General features: G+C 62.6%; 12 protein-coding genes. 4 read left to right on the top strand and 8 right to left on the bottom strand.

All coding sequences use genetic code 11. The annotated features are described in order from the left end of the window. Window positions 1-106: 106 nt before the first annotated feature. Window positions 107-1,489: an allophanate hydrolase gene (gene atzF, locus NDI56_RS14355; protein ID WP_310920294.1), complete on the bottom strand. Its 1,383-nt coding sequence runs from the start codon at window positions 1,487-1,489 to the stop codon at window positions 107-109. Window positions 1,490-1,495: 6 nt separating this feature from the next. Beyond that, on the bottom strand, window positions 1,496-2,866 hold the full coding sequence (gene atzF / locus NDI56_RS14350; protein ID WP_310920292.1) for an allophanate hydrolase: 1,371 nt from the start codon (window positions 2,864-2,866) through the stop codon (window positions 1,496-1,498). A gap of 344 nt (window positions 2,867-3,210) precedes the next feature. Here atzF (NDI56_RS14350) and NDI56_RS14345 point away from each other — a divergent pair, with 344 nt between their 5' ends. Beyond that, the gene (locus NDI56_RS14345; RefSeq protein ID WP_310920291.1) at window positions 3,211-4,578 is read left to right on the top strand and encodes a purine-cytosine permease family protein; all 1,368 of its coding nucleotides are present in this window, start codon (window positions 3,211-3,213) and stop codon (window positions 4,576-4,578) included. 223 nt (window positions 4,579-4,801) lie between these two features. On the opposite strand, the gene NDI56_RS14340 is transcribed toward NDI56_RS14345, so the two are convergent. Continuing rightward, entirely contained in the window at window positions 4,802-5,653 is an 852-nt protein-coding gene (locus NDI56_RS14340) for a cysteine hydrolase family protein (protein WP_310920289.1), read from the bottom strand. Window positions 5,654-6,070: 417 nt separating this feature from the next. Here NDI56_RS14340 and NDI56_RS14335 point away from each other — a divergent pair, with 417 nt between their 5' ends. Next, on the top strand, window positions 6,071-7,459 hold the full coding sequence (locus NDI56_RS14335) for a dihydroorotase (RefSeq protein ID WP_310920288.1): 1,389 nt from the start codon (window positions 6,071-6,073) through the stop codon (window positions 7,457-7,459). Next, complete coding sequence (locus NDI56_RS14330; RefSeq protein ID WP_310920287.1) at window positions 7,452-8,951, top strand: amidase; 1,500 nt, start codon at window positions 7,452-7,454, stop codon at window positions 8,949-8,951. The genes NDI56_RS14335 and NDI56_RS14330 overlap by 8 nt, the downstream gene beginning before the upstream one ends. A gap of 32 nt (window positions 8,952-8,983) precedes the next feature. On the opposite strand, the gene NDI56_RS14325 is transcribed toward NDI56_RS14330, so the two are convergent. The 4 genes from NDI56_RS14325 to NDI56_RS14310 all read right to left on the bottom strand — a co-directional run bounded on the left by NDI56_RS14325 (window position 8,984) and on the right by NDI56_RS14310 (window position 11,723). Then, window positions 8,984-9,745, bottom strand: a complete 762-nt coding sequence (locus NDI56_RS14325; protein WP_310920286.1) for a LamB/YcsF family protein — start codon at window positions 9,743-9,745, stop codon at window positions 8,984-8,986. A gap of 337 nt (window positions 9,746-10,082) precedes the next feature. Then, entirely contained in the window at window positions 10,083-10,613 is a 531-nt protein-coding gene (locus NDI56_RS14320) for a DUF7261 family protein (RefSeq protein WP_310920285.1), read from the bottom strand. Beyond that, window positions 10,601-11,005: a DUF7262 family protein gene (locus NDI56_RS14315; RefSeq protein WP_310920284.1), complete on the bottom strand. Its 405-nt coding sequence runs from the start codon at window positions 11,003-11,005 to the stop codon at window positions 10,601-10,603. Before NDI56_RS14315 ends, NDI56_RS14320 begins: the two co-directional genes overlap by 13 nt. Then, a complete protein-coding gene (locus NDI56_RS14310) occupies window positions 10,998-11,723 on the bottom strand; it encodes a DUF7263 family protein (RefSeq protein ID WP_310920283.1) in 726 nt (241 codons plus the stop codon). The genes NDI56_RS14315 and NDI56_RS14310 overlap by 8 nt, the downstream gene beginning before the upstream one ends. Window positions 11,724-11,751: 28 nt before the next feature. Between NDI56_RS14310 and NDI56_RS14305 the strand changes: the two genes are divergently transcribed. Then, on the top strand, window positions 11,752-11,961 hold the full coding sequence (locus tag NDI56_RS14305; RefSeq protein ID WP_310920282.1) for a hypothetical protein: 210 nt from the start codon (window positions 11,752-11,754) through the stop codon (window positions 11,959-11,961). Between the two features lie 109 nt (window positions 11,962-12,070). Here NDI56_RS14305 and NDI56_RS14300 read toward each other — a convergent pair whose 3' ends face one another. Beyond that, window positions 12,071-13,297: a Hint domain-containing protein gene (locus tag NDI56_RS14300; RefSeq protein ID WP_310920281.1), complete on the bottom strand. Its 1,227-nt coding sequence runs from the start codon at window positions 13,295-13,297 to the stop codon at window positions 12,071-12,073. Between the last annotated feature and the right edge of the window lie 1,046 nt (window positions 13,298-14,343).

The raw sequence follows: 14,343 nt of genomic DNA, 5'->3' as shown, positions 1-14,343 counted from the left end.
CTACATAGTCGGGTATATATCGGACGCAGCTACGTCGCTGCTCACGCACCGGCGCGAGGGCGACGGCGGGGAGGTCGCGTTCCGTCGTAGCGCGGTTTCCGGTCGGTCAATCGGTCGAGGTCGCTGGTGTCGCCGTCTCCGTAGCGGCCATCGACCGGAGCTGTTCGCCGACCGCGGCCACGAGGGGGTCATCGCCGGCCTCACCGAGCACAGTCACGCCGAAGCCGGGCCCGTCGTCGTACTGGCCGACCGGCACCGCGACCGCAGACAAGTCGAGTAGGTTCACGTAATCGGTGTAGTATCCGAGGTCGGCGTTCCGTTCCATCGGTTGCTCGCGGACCTCCTCGATCGTGTAGATGGTCCCGACTGTCGGCGTGACGAGTACGTCTATGTCGTCGAACACACGTGCACTGGCTCGTTTGAGCCGTTCCAGTTCGTGCAGCGCCCGGAAGGTATCGATAGCGGTGTACCGGCGACCCTCGGTGACGATCCGTTCGACGATGGGGTTCATGGCGTCGGCGTGTGTTTCGACGAACGTCTCGATCGCTTCGAGTCGCTCTGCGAGCCACGGCCCCCCGTACAGTAACTCGGCGGTTTCGACGAACGGATCGAAGTCGACCCTGACGGACTCGCCGAACCCCGCAGTGACCGTCTCACACACCCGGTCGAACATCCGCTCCGCTTCGGTATCACCGAAAAACTCCAGTCCCGTCGTCTCGGGAAGGCCGACGGTGACCGCGTCCGGGTCCTGGGTCGGCGGATCGAACTGGGTGTCAGCAGCCAGCCGGCGCGAATACGGGTCGGCCGAATCGAAGCCGGCAATCACGGATTCCACTCGCAGCGCCTCCGAACAGGCGTCGGTGAAAACCGAGACACAGTCCAGACTGGCACAGGCGGGGACCACGCCATCGGTACTCACCGTTCCACGGGTGGGTTTGAGCCCGACGATGCCGTTACAGGCGGCCGGGACACGGCCGGAGCCGGCTGTGTCCGTCCCGAGCGCGAAGGCCACGTGGTCCCGAGCGACTGCGACGGCCGAGCCAGCGCTCGACCCGCCGCTGATGTACGCCGGATTGTGGACGTTCCGACAGACACCGTAGGGACTCCGTGTCCCGACCAGTCCGGTCGCGAACTGGTCCATGTTCGTCTTCCCGATCAGGAGCGCGCCGGCGTCGAGGAGCTTCTCGACGACCGTCGCGCTTGCTTCGGGCTCGTACGCGTACGCGGGACAGGCGGCAGTCGTCGGCAGACCGGCGACGTCGATGTTGTCTTTCACCGCGAACGGGACGCCGTACAGCGGCTGGTCGGCGGGTGCATCGAGCGCCTCAGCGTCCGCCAGCACGGCTTCTCTGTCCCGAACCGTGATCCACGCGTTCGTCTCGTCGGCTCGTATGCGGTCGAATACGGTCTCGACGGTCTGTTCGGGGGTTCTGTCGCCAGTGCTGTACTCGCTTCGGAGCCGGGAGATCGTGAGTGAGTCGTCTTCCATGTCGGGTCAGTCGGTGAAATCGGGTGTGTGGACGGCCTCTGCGATCGAGGTGATGGCGGCGTCCTCGAACGCTTCGCCGACGATACTGATACTGAACGTCGGTCCCTGTTCGTACTGTCCGACCGGTACAGAGACGGCCGAGAGATCGATCAGGTTGACGAAGTTCGTGTAGTAACCGAGCTGGCTGTTGATCTCGATCGGGTTCAGCTGCTCTCCTTCGATGGTGTAAATCGTGCCCAGTGTCGGTACGACGAGCGCGTCGATGGTCTCGAAGATGGCCGACGCGTCCTTCCGAAGTCGTTCCAGTCGATGGAACGCGTCGAACGCGTCCGACGCGGAGTACATCTCGCCGTCGCGGATGATACCCCGGACGGTCAGGTCGATGTCGTCGGGGTTTTCCTTGATGAACTCCCCGACGGTGGTCAGTCGCTCCGCGACCCACGGTCCGTTGTACAGCAGGTCGGACGCCTCCTCGAAGGTGGAAAAGTCGACCCGTTCGACCGCGCCGAACGTCGACCGGAGCGTCTCGACCGCCTCGTCGAACAGCTGTTCGGATTCACTGTCGCCGAAAAACTCCAGTTGCGCCGGCTCGGGCACGCCGATACAGCGGTCCGCCTCGTCACGGGGCCGTCTGTCGAACAGCCCGGCCGACCGCCGCGAGTACTGGTCTGCCGAGTCGAACCCGGCCGCCACTTCTTCGACACATGCGGCGTCGTCGACGGTTCGAGCGAGGACGGAGATACACGAGAGGCTCGCACAGCCGGGCACGACCCCGGCGTTGCTGAGCACCCCACGGGTCGGTTTGAGTCCGACGAGTCCGTTCAGTGCGGCCGGAATACGGCCCGACCCGGCCGTGTCCGTCCCCAGTGCGAACGGCACGTGACCCCGGGCAACGGCGACGGCCGACCCACTCGAAGACCCGCCGGAGATATACTCGGGATTGTAGACGTTCTTGCACGTCCCGTACGGGCTCCGGGTCCCGACGAGACCGGTCGCGAACTGGTCCATGTTCGTCTTCCCGATCAGGAGCGCGCCGGCGTCGAGGAGCTTCTCGACGACCGTCGCGCTCTCCTCCGGTTTGTAGGTGTACGCCGGACAGCCAGCGCTCGTCGGTAGGTCCTCGTAGTCGATATTGTCCTTTACCGCGAACGGAACTCCGTACAGTGGTTTGTCGGCGACAGACGCCGTCTCGAGCGCGGCGGCGTCCTCGAGTACGGCGGCCTGACTCCGGGTCGCTATCCACGCGTTAGTGTCGTCCTGCCCGAGTCGGTAGTAGACCCGCTGGACGACCTCTTTTGGCGTTAGCTCTTCGGCTGCGTACGCGTCGAGCAGGTCGCGCACACCCATCGTGTCCCTCGCTTTCGCGACCGTACTCATCTGCCGTCTCCCGAACCCATTGCCTGCCGTGGCAGTCGTCTCATCGTATACGACAGTGTGCAGTTCCGGACGGGTACTTTATCGCTTCGTAGTATCCATATGTAAAATATAATCACCAGCGCCATCCCGTTTGATATGCCCAGTTATACGCCGTATAAATGGACGAATAGCAACGGAACCGCGGCGACGAGATAGACGGCTCGCCACGGACCGAACTTCCCTTTCCAATCGTCCGGTTTCGGCGACGATATCGCAACTTTGTCAACCAAGAACACGCAGGGCTACAAAGAATCATTACTCATGGGCTGATAATGTTTAAGTATCTCTCCGAGACGCTTCGATGTATGTCATCCACAACCGGTGACAGCAGTGGAATCGTACAGAAATTACGGGAATTCTTCAAACAGGACTCGGAGCGCGACGAGTATTCGGACCAGCGGGTGCCGGACAGTGAACGCAAGGGCATCTGGAAACCCGCGACGGTGTGGATCGGGTTCGCAATCGCCTACTCCATCGCGTTCATCGGGAGCCAGATATACATGGGGCTGGGGATGCCCGAAGCGCTGTACGCCATCGTCATCGGGAACGTCATCCTCGCCATCTACGCGACCCTCATCGGTGTCGCAGCCGTCGACGGGGGCCTCAATTTCCCGTTACAGGTCAGAGAGGCGTTCGGTCGGAAAGGGGCGTTACTGCCCATCGCCGTTCTCGGGATACTCGTCAACGGCTGGTACGCGTTCCAGGCGTGGCTCGCCGCCGACGTGATTCGGGCGGCCTACGACCCGAACTGGTACGTCCTCATCACTCTGGTCGTCCTCGCGTTCGGGATTCCGGCAGTGCTTGGTGTCGACGCGATGTCCGAGATCGTCGAGAAGCTCGTCATCCCGATTATGCTGCTCTTTGTCGGATACATCCTGTTCGCACAGGTGATCCCCGCCGGGACGTCGATTCTGAGTCAGCCGGCACCCGGCGAGTCGATTCCGTTCCTCGTCGGCGTGGGACTCACGTGGGGGACGTTCGCCGTGAGTGGCACCGCGACGGGCGACATTGTCCGGTTCGCGGAGAACAAGAAACAGGTTATCGTCGCGACGGTCATCGCCTTCCTGATCTGCAACACGGTGATGATGCTCGTCGGGGCACTGAGTGCCGCCGCGCTGGCCTCGCTCAACCCCTACTTCGGGATGATCGGCGTGCTGGGGTCGGTTCCCATCGTCGCGGCGGCCGTGGTCAGTCTCTGGTCGACGTGTGACGCCTGTAACTACGGGGCGACGATGGCGTACACCAACCTCTCAGACCTGGTTAGCTGGCGCGTCGCCGGCCTGATCGCCATCGTCGCGGCGTACGTGACGGCGATCACGGAGGTCATCTCCCAGCTCCAGAGCTGGCTCCTCCTGATAGGTATCGTCGTGCCACCGATCGGGGGCATCGTCATCGCCGACTACTTCCTGCTGCGCTCGCGTGGCTACGACGACGTCCGCACAGCGGACTTCAACTGGGCCGCCCTCGTCGCGCTGTTCGCGGCTGTCGGTCTCAATTACTACGCGTATCAGAACATCCCCGAAGCACTACCGGGTGCACTGGGCCTTATCCTGACGCTAGTCGTCTACCCCATCGCGATGCGGGTAGGGACGCGGGTGTTGGGTGACGACCGGATGGGATCGACGTTCGAGTCCTACGAGCAATCGGTCTCGACGTCACCGAGCGACGACTGACGGCGGTCGTTTTTTTCGGTATCGCTACCAACTCGACCCGTCCCAGACGGCGGTTGCTGTCGTCCCAGAGTCGACGGCGTTTAATCCGGAGACGGTCGTTCGTCGCGCTCCGACGGAGTGTTCGTCCGGATGTGACTGCTACTGGTTGTGCGGGATGCGAGGGACTGCTTGCCCGTTATCCACAGCGTGGCCGGTAGAAGAGAGAAAACGGGACTCGGGGCCGTTATACCAGTGCCGATTCGACGGCCTCGGTGAACCGTTCTGTGTCCGACACCCAACCGAAGACCCCGCCCTGCATCTTGACGGATTTGATGGCGGCGTCCCGGTTGCCGGGGTCGGTGGCGCCGGTCGCGTCCTTCAGAAGGGTACACCAGTAGCCGCGGTCGTTGGCTTCGCGCATTATCGTGTGCACACAGACGTCGGTCGTGATGCCGGCGATGACGAGATGCGTCGCTCCGAGCCGATTCAGTACCATGTCGATGTTGGTGTTTCCGAACGCCCCTTTGGTGGGTTTGTCGACCACCGGCTCGCCGGCTTCGGGGGCCAGTTCGTCGATGATGTCCCAGTTCTCGTGGCCCCGCGTCAGCAGCGGACCGACACCGCCGGGCGGCGTCTCCCCGATGCCGTGGCCATCACCCGCCATCTTGCTGCGCAGCAGCTTGTTGAACGGGGCGTCCGCGAGCTGCGGGTCGTGGCCCTCCCGCGTGTGGACGACGTCGATCTCGGTCCGCCGGACCGTCTCGAGCACCTCTTTGATCGGTTCGACAGCCCGGCGCGTCTGACCGAGGTCGTACCCCATCGTATCGACGTAGCCGTCGTAGCCACAGAAGTCCTGCTGCATGTCTATCGAGAGGAACGCCGTGCGCCCCGAGTCGAACTCGAGTTCGGCGGTCTCACCGAACTCGGGGCAGTCCTCTACCTCGACTCGAAACAGCTCGCCTTTCGGCGGGCCGTAGAGCCACTCCGGGTAGTGGATGACTCCCGTCTCCTGGTATCGCTCGTACGCCTCTGTGACTTTTTCGAGGTACGTCCCGCGACCGTCTCGAGGCGCTTGGACGAAATCTTGGTTTGACATATGTGCGTTGTCTCCTCGTACTTCGTTTGGACTGGTCGAATTTCGACGTATAATAGTTCTGTCTATACAATAGATGGGCATTAGAGTGCCTAATACGCTAACTCGTGGGCGATTGACGTACGGTCAGTTTGCGGTGACATTGCGGTTCAGACTGGACGTATGTCGACCCGGCTCGGGGTGTCGACTGCTGGCTCCCGAGGCTGCTCTCACGTTCCGTGCCGCCGTGTTGACACCGGTTCCGGCCGCCTTGCAACCACTGTGTTGGCGGACGTGACGGAACCGATTGTTGTAAAAAAGGGCGCGAAATTTCCGACTGCCTGTAGTATATAAACGGATACTACTAGCACAGGGAGAGTCTTATTATGAAAGAGTTGCGGTTTTGTACAGCTATACCGTGTGGCGACTGCTGTTCGTGGTATGACGGTCGATACAGTCATCACGAACGGTACCGTCGTCAACCCGGACGGAACAGTCGAGGCGGACGTCGCGATCGACGGCGAGCAGATCGTCGCCGTCGGTGACCAGTCGACGCTGCCGGACGCGGAGACGACAGTCGACGCGTCGGGGAAGATGGTCCTTCCCGGTGCGGTCGACGTCCACGTCCATCTGGACGACATGTTCTCGAACGACACCTACGAGACGGCCTCGAAGGCCGCGGCGCTGGGCGGGACCACGACCTTCATCGACTTCGCCTGGCAGGCCTGGGACAGCGAGGGAAGCATCTGGGACGAACCGAGTACGTTGCTCGAAGGCATCGAGCGCAAACAGGAGAAGGCGGCCGACACGCTCATCGACTACAGCCTCCACGGGGCGATCACGCGCGACGATTACGCCGTGTTCGAGGAGTTCCCCGAGGTGATAGAGCGCGGCGTAACCTCGATAAAGATGTTCACGGCCTACGAGTTCGGCCTGTCCAGTGGGTTCATCAACGAGGTGTTACAGGAGGCCGCGGACTACGACCTCGTCGCCGTGCTCCACACGGAGGACTCGTCGGTCTGTGAGGTCATCACCGACCGGTTCAAAGCCGCCGACAACGGGGAACCGGAGTACTATCCGAAATCGCGGCCGGACTACGCGGAGGCGATGGCCGCCGACAACGCGATCACGATGGCGATGGAGGCCGGCTGCCGGTACTACGGCATCCACACCACCTGCCGAAAGGCGGCCGACGTTATCGCCGAGCACCGCGACGACCACGGGGAGCTGATACGGGCCGAAACGTGTACCCAGTACACCGTCGCGGACGATTCGTTGTTCGATGAGGTCGGGCTCCTCCCGATGGCTGCCCCGCCTCTCCGAAAACCGGACGACAACGAAGCGATGTTCGAACATCTCGACCGCGGCACCATAGATGTCGTCTCGACCGACCACTGCGGCTATACGACCGAACAGAAACAGGTCTACCCGTGGTGGGAGGGGACCTACGGGATGAACTCGTTGCAGCGGAGTCTGCCGGTGTTTCACGACGAGGCCGTGTCGGAACGCGAGTTCAGTTACCCGTTCCTCGTCAGGAAACTGGCCGCGAACCCGGCCCGGATATTCGGGCTCGAGAACAAGGGGACGATTACGCCGGGCACACACGCGGACATCGTCGTGTTCGACCCGACTCGCACCAGCCCGATCGACCCCGCGGACAACGCCTCTATCGCGGACTTCTCCGTCTACGAGGGCCGGGAGGTCGGGACGGTCGAACAGACCTACGTGCGCGGTGAACTGGTCGCCGACGACGGCGAAATCGTTCAGGATGCCGGCTACGGCGAGTTCGTCGAGCGCGAGATACCCTCCTGGGGGAACCGGCATGAGTAGCCCCCTCTCGGTCCCGGAAGCGACTATCGGGGAGATACATCGGGCGATGGACGAGGGGACACTGACGAGCGCGGAACTCGTCGAGACGTATCTCGACCGCATCGCGGCGTACGACCGTGACGGACCCGAACTGACCGCGATCGTCACCGTGAACCCGGACGCCAGAGCACGGGCGGCGACACTCGACGACGAGTTCGCGGCCAGCGGCCCGGTGGGCCCACTCCACGGGATTCCCGTGCTGGTCAAGGACCAGGCCGAAACGGCCGGGATACCGACCTCTTTCGGGTCCGAGGCCTTCAGCGAGTACACGCCGACCGAAGACGCCGAACTCGTCGCACGGATAAAGGACGCCGGCGGTATCGTGCTGGCGAAGACGAACCTGCCCGACTGGGCCGCCTCCTGGTTTGGCTACTCCTCCGTTCTCGGTGAGACCAAGAACCCGTACGCACTCGACCGCGACCCGGGTGGATCGAGTGCCGGAACCGGCGCCGGCGTGGCGGCCAACCTCGGGACCGTCGGTGTCGGCGAGGACACCGGTGGCTCGGTCCGCGTGCCGGCCTCGTGTTGCAACCTGTTCGGTATCAGGGTGACGACCGGGTTGATCAGCCGCACGGGGCTCTCTCCCCTGGTCACGCGCCAGGATACGGCGGGACCGATGGCTCGTACTGTCACGGATATGACGCGGTTGCTGGACGTGATGGTCGGCTACGACCCCGCGGACCGGTGGACGGGTGCTGTCCACCGGGCCCAGGCTGCTGACTACCTCGACCAGCTGGATACCGACGCGCTGTCGGGCGCCCGTCTGGGCGTCCTCCGGGACGCCTTCGGCGACGATGGCGATCCGGACGCCGAGCCGGTCAACGCGGTCGTCGAGGTGGCCCTCGAACGAATCGCCGACGCGGGCGCGACGCTGGTCGACCCGGTGACGATACCGGACCTCGACGAGCGAATCCGGGAGACATCGCTGTACGTCCTCCAGTCCAAGCGCGACCTCAACGACTTCTTCGCGGCCCGGGACGACGCCCCCGTCGACTCGGTCACGGAACTGTACGACCGGGACGCCTATCACGACAAACTCGACCTGTTTGCCGATATCGCCACCGACGGTCCGGCGGACCCGACCGCGGCGGAGTCGTACTGGCGGAAGGTCGCGGCTCAGGAGGCACTACAGCGGGAGATACGGTACGTCCACGCCGAGCACGACCTCGATGCGTTGATCTTCCCCGACGTGCAGGTCGTCCCGCCGACGCGAGCGACCCTCCAGGCGGGAATCGATACGGCGGCGTATCCGACCAACACGGTTATCGGGTCTCAGTCGTCCTGTCCAGCCGTCTCGATGCCGGCGGGCTTTACCGACGACGGACTCCCGGTCGGTGTCGAGTTACTCGGAACCCCGTTTCGCGAGTCGAGCCTGCTGTCGCTCGCCTACAGCTACGAACAGGCAGTCGACCCGCGCCGACCGCCGGAGCACGCGCCCGAACTGCCCACCTGACCGCTTCGCGAACTGGGCACGTCCGGACGGGCCTACGTCTGTGTCGTGAGCGAGACCAGTTCGATGTCCGTCCCGTCGAGACGCCGGTGTATCGCATCGAGGATTTCGACGACGTTTGGCGTGTCCCCGTGGATACAGATGCTGTCGGCCGGAATATCGAGTGTGGTCCCTGAGACGGACTCGACAGTCCCCTCGGTCGCGATCTCGACGAACCGGTCGGCGACGACCGTGGGGTCACGTGCCTCTTTGCGCTTCGGGATGATGACGCTCCGGTCGTCGCGGTAGTCGAGGTCGACATACCCCTCGAACACCGCGTCGAGGGGAGACTCCGTCGCGAGGTCGTAGAGCTGTATATCCGTGGCCAGGTATGTCAGCGTCGGGTCCACCTCGACGATACCTTCGAGGACGGCACGGGCGTGCTGTTCGCTGTCCGAGAGGATAGCGTACAGGGCGCCGTGTGGTTTGACGTGTGTGAGCGCCAGCCCCTGTGTAGCCGCGACGGCGCGTAACGCACCGATTTGATACACCACGTACTCTCTGGCCTCCGTCGGCGTGATATCGATCTCGCGCCGGCCGAAGCCGAGCTTGTCCGGCAGCCCCGGATGGACGCCGATATCGACGCCCTCGGCGGCCGCGGTTGCGACTGTCTCGTGCATCACGTGCGGGTCACCCGCGTGGAACCCAGCGGCGATGTTCGCCGCCGTGATGTATGGACAGACTTCGGCATCGCTGCCCTTGGTGTACGTCCCAAAGCTCTCGCCCATATCGCAGTTGATGCTTATGCGGACGGGCATTCAGTACGCACCTACTGTCTCCGGGGACGGTTTAGGAGTGGTCGCGCCGGTCCCCGTGACAACAGTCCCCCGAGTGGCCGGGGATGTGTGGTGTTCTGGCGCGGCGGAGAGACGTGCCCTGCTGAGTGTCGCGGCGTTGGTCTGTTCAGCCATCAGTTCCCGTCCAGGACTGGATTGAGTCCGGATTTCAACCCTTCGTATAAACTGTAAGCACACCTAATATCGGTTCGCTACGTCGCGGAGTCAGCCGTCAGACGACCCCCTCGAAACTGGGCAGGTCGGGCCACTCCTCTCGCCCAGCGAGGGCAAGAAGACGAGAGCCCTCCCGAGACCCTGCTCACCCGCCCAGCCCTCGAAGCACCACCGTCACCCTCGTCTCGCCACGCTGGCTCGTCGTCGTCACGTCGAACCCCACCGCCAGCACGTGCGTGCGGTCGACGCGTCCCTGGACGACCACGCCGCGGTCGGTGACACAGTCCCCGAACTGGCGGTCCGGACCGCCCGGGCAGTTGCCACGCTGCCACGCCTGCGCCGCGGTCGTATTGTAGGTGATCTCGGTGACGGTCCCGCGCTCGATTTCGGCGCTCCCGAGCCGCGAGCGGACCGGTGCCAGGTCGCCGCGGAGGTCGGTCACCGCGGCGTCGCGGTCAGCCCACGCGTAGCGCCGTGGCACGTCGGCGCTCTCGCGGGTCACGGTCCGGTCGAGAACGCGAACGGTGTCGGCCGTCGGGTCGTCGTAGGCTGCGGTCGCCCGCACGTCGCCGTGGTAGCCGAGCTGGAGGTACGCGAGGACGACGGGCGCGAGCGCGACGGCGACCAGCACCGCGGCGACGAGAACGAGCTGGCCGCGCTCGGTCACGCGTACCACACCTCGATTCGGACGGTCCCGGCGCCGGTCGGCACCGTCGCAGTCCCGGTCGTGGTCCGCTTCGGTATCGGCGTCCCGACCGAGCCGTAGGGCGTTCGGACCCGGAACAGGACGTTCGACGGGAGGATGCGCTCGACGCGCCGCTCAAGCGCGTCTCGCTCGCGCTCGAAGGCCGGCTCGCTGGCGACGAGTTCGCCCAGACGGGTCGTCCCGTCGTGTCGCGCGGGGTCGTTCTGCAGAATCGTCGCCGTGTCCTCGGCGTACGCGGTCAGTTGTGGCCCGCGCGTGTCCGGCTCCGGCGTCGCCAGCGTGAATCCGAAGGCGACACCGAGAATCAGCGTCGCGCCCAGCGCCACCTCGACGAGCGAGAGCGGCAGTTGCGCCCTAGACATCGACCGTCACCGCCAGCGTGGCTTTTTTCGTGCGAGGCGTCTCGTAGGTGACCTGTACGGAGCCGTTTTCGACCCTGCCTGCCGTCTGAAAGTCGATGCGCGTCGTCTCGTAGGGCGTCAGCCGCACGTCGACGGTCCCCCGAACGCCGCTGTCGTTGTGCAGACGGACCTGGTCGTTGACTCGCATCGTCCGGACCGCCGAGCCGTTGCCCGGGGTGAACGTGACCGTCGCGCTCGTGGCCCGCCGCGGCAGCGTGACCCGCCTGCTCCCGGGCGTGAGCGACACTGTGTCCGTCCGCTTGACGAGGACGAGCCGGCGCATCGTCGTCCCGCCGTCGGAACTGCGTCCCGACGAGGATCGCCTCGCGTTGCTCGGCGCACCGCCGTCCCCGGTCGTCGCAACGGTACGCCCGTCGAGCGCCACCTCGACAGCGTAGTCGCCCGTCGCCGGTATCTCTCCCCGGAGCGCGGCCCCGTCGAAGTCGTTCACCCGCGAACCGTTCAGCACGTTGGCCCGGTCGGTGAGCCCGCCGTCCGCGGCGACCAGTTGCGCGGCCGTGGCGGCGGCCACTCTGCGCTCGTCCGGCGTCCGGTCGGCCCCTGCGATGGCTGTATCGGCCAGTCCGAGCGCCAGCGCCGTCACCAGCGTCAGCAGGACGAGCGCGACGCCGACGGCGGGCAGCGTCGTCTGTGCTCGCTGGCCCGCTGTCGGTGCCATTTTGGTCACCCCGCTCGGTGCTCCCTCTATGTGGTCGCTCGACTCGCTCGACCTGCTGTTCGTCGGGGGGTTCGTCGCGGCGGTCTGTCTGGGTATCGCCGGATTGGTGACCGTCGCGGCACCGCCCGGCGTCCCCGGATTCGTCGGCGCGCTCGCCGGCGTCTTCCTGCTGTTCGGGCTGGTCTTTCTCCTGCTCGGCGTCGTCGGCGCGCTCCTCGTGGCTCTCTTCGATGAGTGACTCATCCGCGTTCCTCCAGTCTGACCGTCAGATTCCCGCGCGTGCCGGTCACGCTGACCACCGTCTCGGCGCCGCTCTCCCACGTCCCCGTGACGTGTTTGAACGACGGCTACGACACTGCACTTACGCTAATCCACTGGAAGCGACCATTTCTCCCGACCAGTACGGTACTGTAGTCCTCAACGGTCAGTTGGTACCGGTCTCTTGGACCCCACTCCCAATCAGTGTGTTTCGTGGAATCGAAGCCGTCGTTGGTTCGCCCAGTGTAGATTTGCCACATCTCTCCACGTCGACCATAGCGTGGCTTGATACCGAGCTCTAGACAGAGACAGAGGACATCCCCAGCAAGTTCTGAACTCGTCGTATAGTACACGCCGTAGTCGTTCCCATCGCCCCAGAAGAGAACTTCCAGTAAGAGCCTTTTCTGAGCGAGATTAAGCGTCCAGACGAATGCTGGGAGTCGCATCTCTCGGCACGTCCTCCCACATAGTTTCTCTATGAGGTCTGCATACACTGGTGCCCCAACTGAAAACGACTTATCACTGACACTCACTGTGATTCCGAGGCAGTCGAATAACTCGCGGATTGTCTGTCTGTGCTCTGGCGTTTGCTGTGCAATCTGGACGATGACAGATTTCTCCGTCTCTGTGAGACTGCCCTCAGTGACAAACCAACCAATCAATTCGACGAAATCGTTCCCATCGAATTTGTACGGCCGGCGTCGCTGATTGGAGCCACCTCGAATCGTGACCTCGTCTGCAAGCGCTTCGATGTCTCCTTGATACTGTTTGAACATCTCTGGTTTGAACTGGAATCCCGTGTAGCCGTTCTGGTGAAATGGCTCACATCTCTCCGGGAGCTGACTTCTGAAGCTCAAACCGTGCTCCTCGGTGGTTACACAGATTTCGTAGTCCTCTAGGATATCGGTGATATCGACCTGTCTGAGGGGCGTTCCATGCAGGCTGTTCCAGTCGTTGATGAACTGATAGAAGCGTTTCTCACGCAAGTCACCGGCACGCTGGAATCGGATTTCACCAAGCCCCTTTGTTGTGTAGGGCACCAGTTGGTCAGGATGTAAGAACAGGTCTGCCCGTCGCGTTTGAATCGTTCTGAACCTGCCTTCGAAATCCAGCCGCTGGATATCCGTGACTGGCTTCGTTTTGATAAGTCCAGTTGTGGGATTGAGAGTGTAGAGCATCTGCCCAATATTGAGGCTGTCAATTCGGCGTGGCCCCCGGGTTGTAATCACCTCAGTATCACCAGTAAAGCCGCCATCTGCCAAACGGTGAATATCGCCGAATGTTCCAGCACTTTCAGTAGCTGTTGGTACGTCCATCAGGGTGTCTGGTCCCGTCTTGGTATATAAGTGGGCGTGGCGATATCCCCCGAAATCCAACCTTGGAAAAACGCACCGCTAGAAGAGTATGATATGAGAAACAGGGAGCCTAGGACGGGGTCGAAACAGGCGTGGCTTGCGCAGGTGCTACCTGTCGTGGTGAGGACGCTGTCTGTGGGTTTCTACGGCTCGTTTAGGAATTCTTCGCTCTCACCCACTCACGAACCTCACTGAAACCTGATCACTCCCAAGGATAGGAAAACCCATAGACGGCGCTATCCTTGGATACTCCCTGAGAACGAATACTATGGAATCTGTCTAGTTATTCAGCGATGGGAAAGCCAACCTGCGTGACGAAGACGTGGCTATTCCACGGGCTCTATCGCTCTCTGGGCGCTTTGCGCTTCTTCGCGTCGACGCCACGTGCACATCCCCACGGGAACGGCCCCGTCCTAGTCGCCATTTCTTGTCTCTTCACACTCCTTAGCGGGGCGATTTTCCAAGGTTGGCCATATTCCGCACGCATGAGTAATTGCCCATCGCTATGAGGTCGTGAAAAGTGTTCTTTTCATGCTTGGTGACTGTCTGTCTGGTTGTTCCCCCCAATCAACCGATAGAGAGAGTAAATTGATACGAGGTCCATGGTTGACGCATTTCTTTTGCAACAAGAGATTGATAAGGCCAGACATAATGACGTGTACTTATGTCTGAACAAAGTTCTTCTGAGACAGAATTAGGTCTTGTTTCTCAGGAACGCTGTGGACGATGTGCCGATATCCGGTCTCGCATAAAGGGAACGAGTATTAGATATCTTTCTCACACCCTCGGGAACGCCCAGCCGTATATTGTAGCAGTGCCCGAGGGTTACGAACCCAATTGTTTCCCACCGAAAATCGACCGTGAACCCGAAGCCAAGGGCCATGCCGAGGTAAACAAATTCCTTGACGAATTCTTGGGCTGATCTGCTCAGTTGTCTCTATCTGCCTCTATGGGCTCTTTATTCAGCGGAGAACTCACAGCACGTCTCAGAGTCGATTCAATGCAGG

The sequence above is a fragment of the Halomicroarcula saliterrae genome (genome assembly GCF_031624395.1).
Lineage (GTDB): Archaea > Halobacteriota > Halobacteria > Halobacteriales > Haloarculaceae > Haloarcula > Haloarcula saliterrae.
This window is presented reverse-complemented; position numbering and strand designations above follow the sequence as displayed.

Excerpts from the sequence above, each read along its gene's own strand:
- atzF (WP_310920294.1), bottom strand. The coding sequence starts at position 1,489 with ATGGAAGACGACTCACTCACGATCTCCCGGCTCCGAAGCGAGTACAGC.
- atzF (WP_310920292.1), bottom strand. The coding sequence starts at position 2,866 with ATGAGTACGGTCGCGAAAGCGAGGGACACGATGGGTGTGCGCGACCTG.
- NDI56_RS14345 (WP_310920291.1), top strand. The coding sequence starts at position 3,211 with ATGTCATCCACAACCGGTGACAGCAGTGGAATCGTACAGAAATTACGG.
- NDI56_RS14340 (WP_310920289.1), bottom strand. The coding sequence starts at position 5,653 with ATGTCAAACCAAGATTTCGTCCAAGCGCCTCGAGACGGTCGCGGGACG.
- NDI56_RS14335 (WP_310920288.1), top strand. The coding sequence starts at position 6,071 with ATGACGGTCGATACAGTCATCACGAACGGTACCGTCGTCAACCCGGAC.
- NDI56_RS14330 (WP_310920287.1), top strand. The coding sequence starts at position 7,452 with ATGAGTAGCCCCCTCTCGGTCCCGGAAGCGACTATCGGGGAGATACAT.
- NDI56_RS14325 (WP_310920286.1), bottom strand. The coding sequence starts at position 9,745 with ATGCCCGTCCGCATAAGCATCAACTGCGATATGGGCGAGAGCTTTGGG.
- NDI56_RS14315 (WP_310920284.1), bottom strand. The coding sequence starts at position 11,005 with ATGTCTAGGGCGCAACTGCCGCTCTCGCTCGTCGAGGTGGCGCTGGGC.
- NDI56_RS14310 (WP_310920283.1), bottom strand. The coding sequence starts at position 11,723 with ATGGCACCGACAGCGGGCCAGCGAGCACAGACGACGCTGCCCGCCGTC.
- NDI56_RS14305 (WP_310920282.1), top strand. The coding sequence starts at position 11,752 with ATGTGGTCGCTCGACTCGCTCGACCTGCTGTTCGTCGGGGGGTTCGTC.
- NDI56_RS14300 (WP_310920281.1), bottom strand. The coding sequence starts at position 13,297 with ATGGACGTACCAACAGCTACTGAAAGTGCTGGAACATTCGGCGATATT.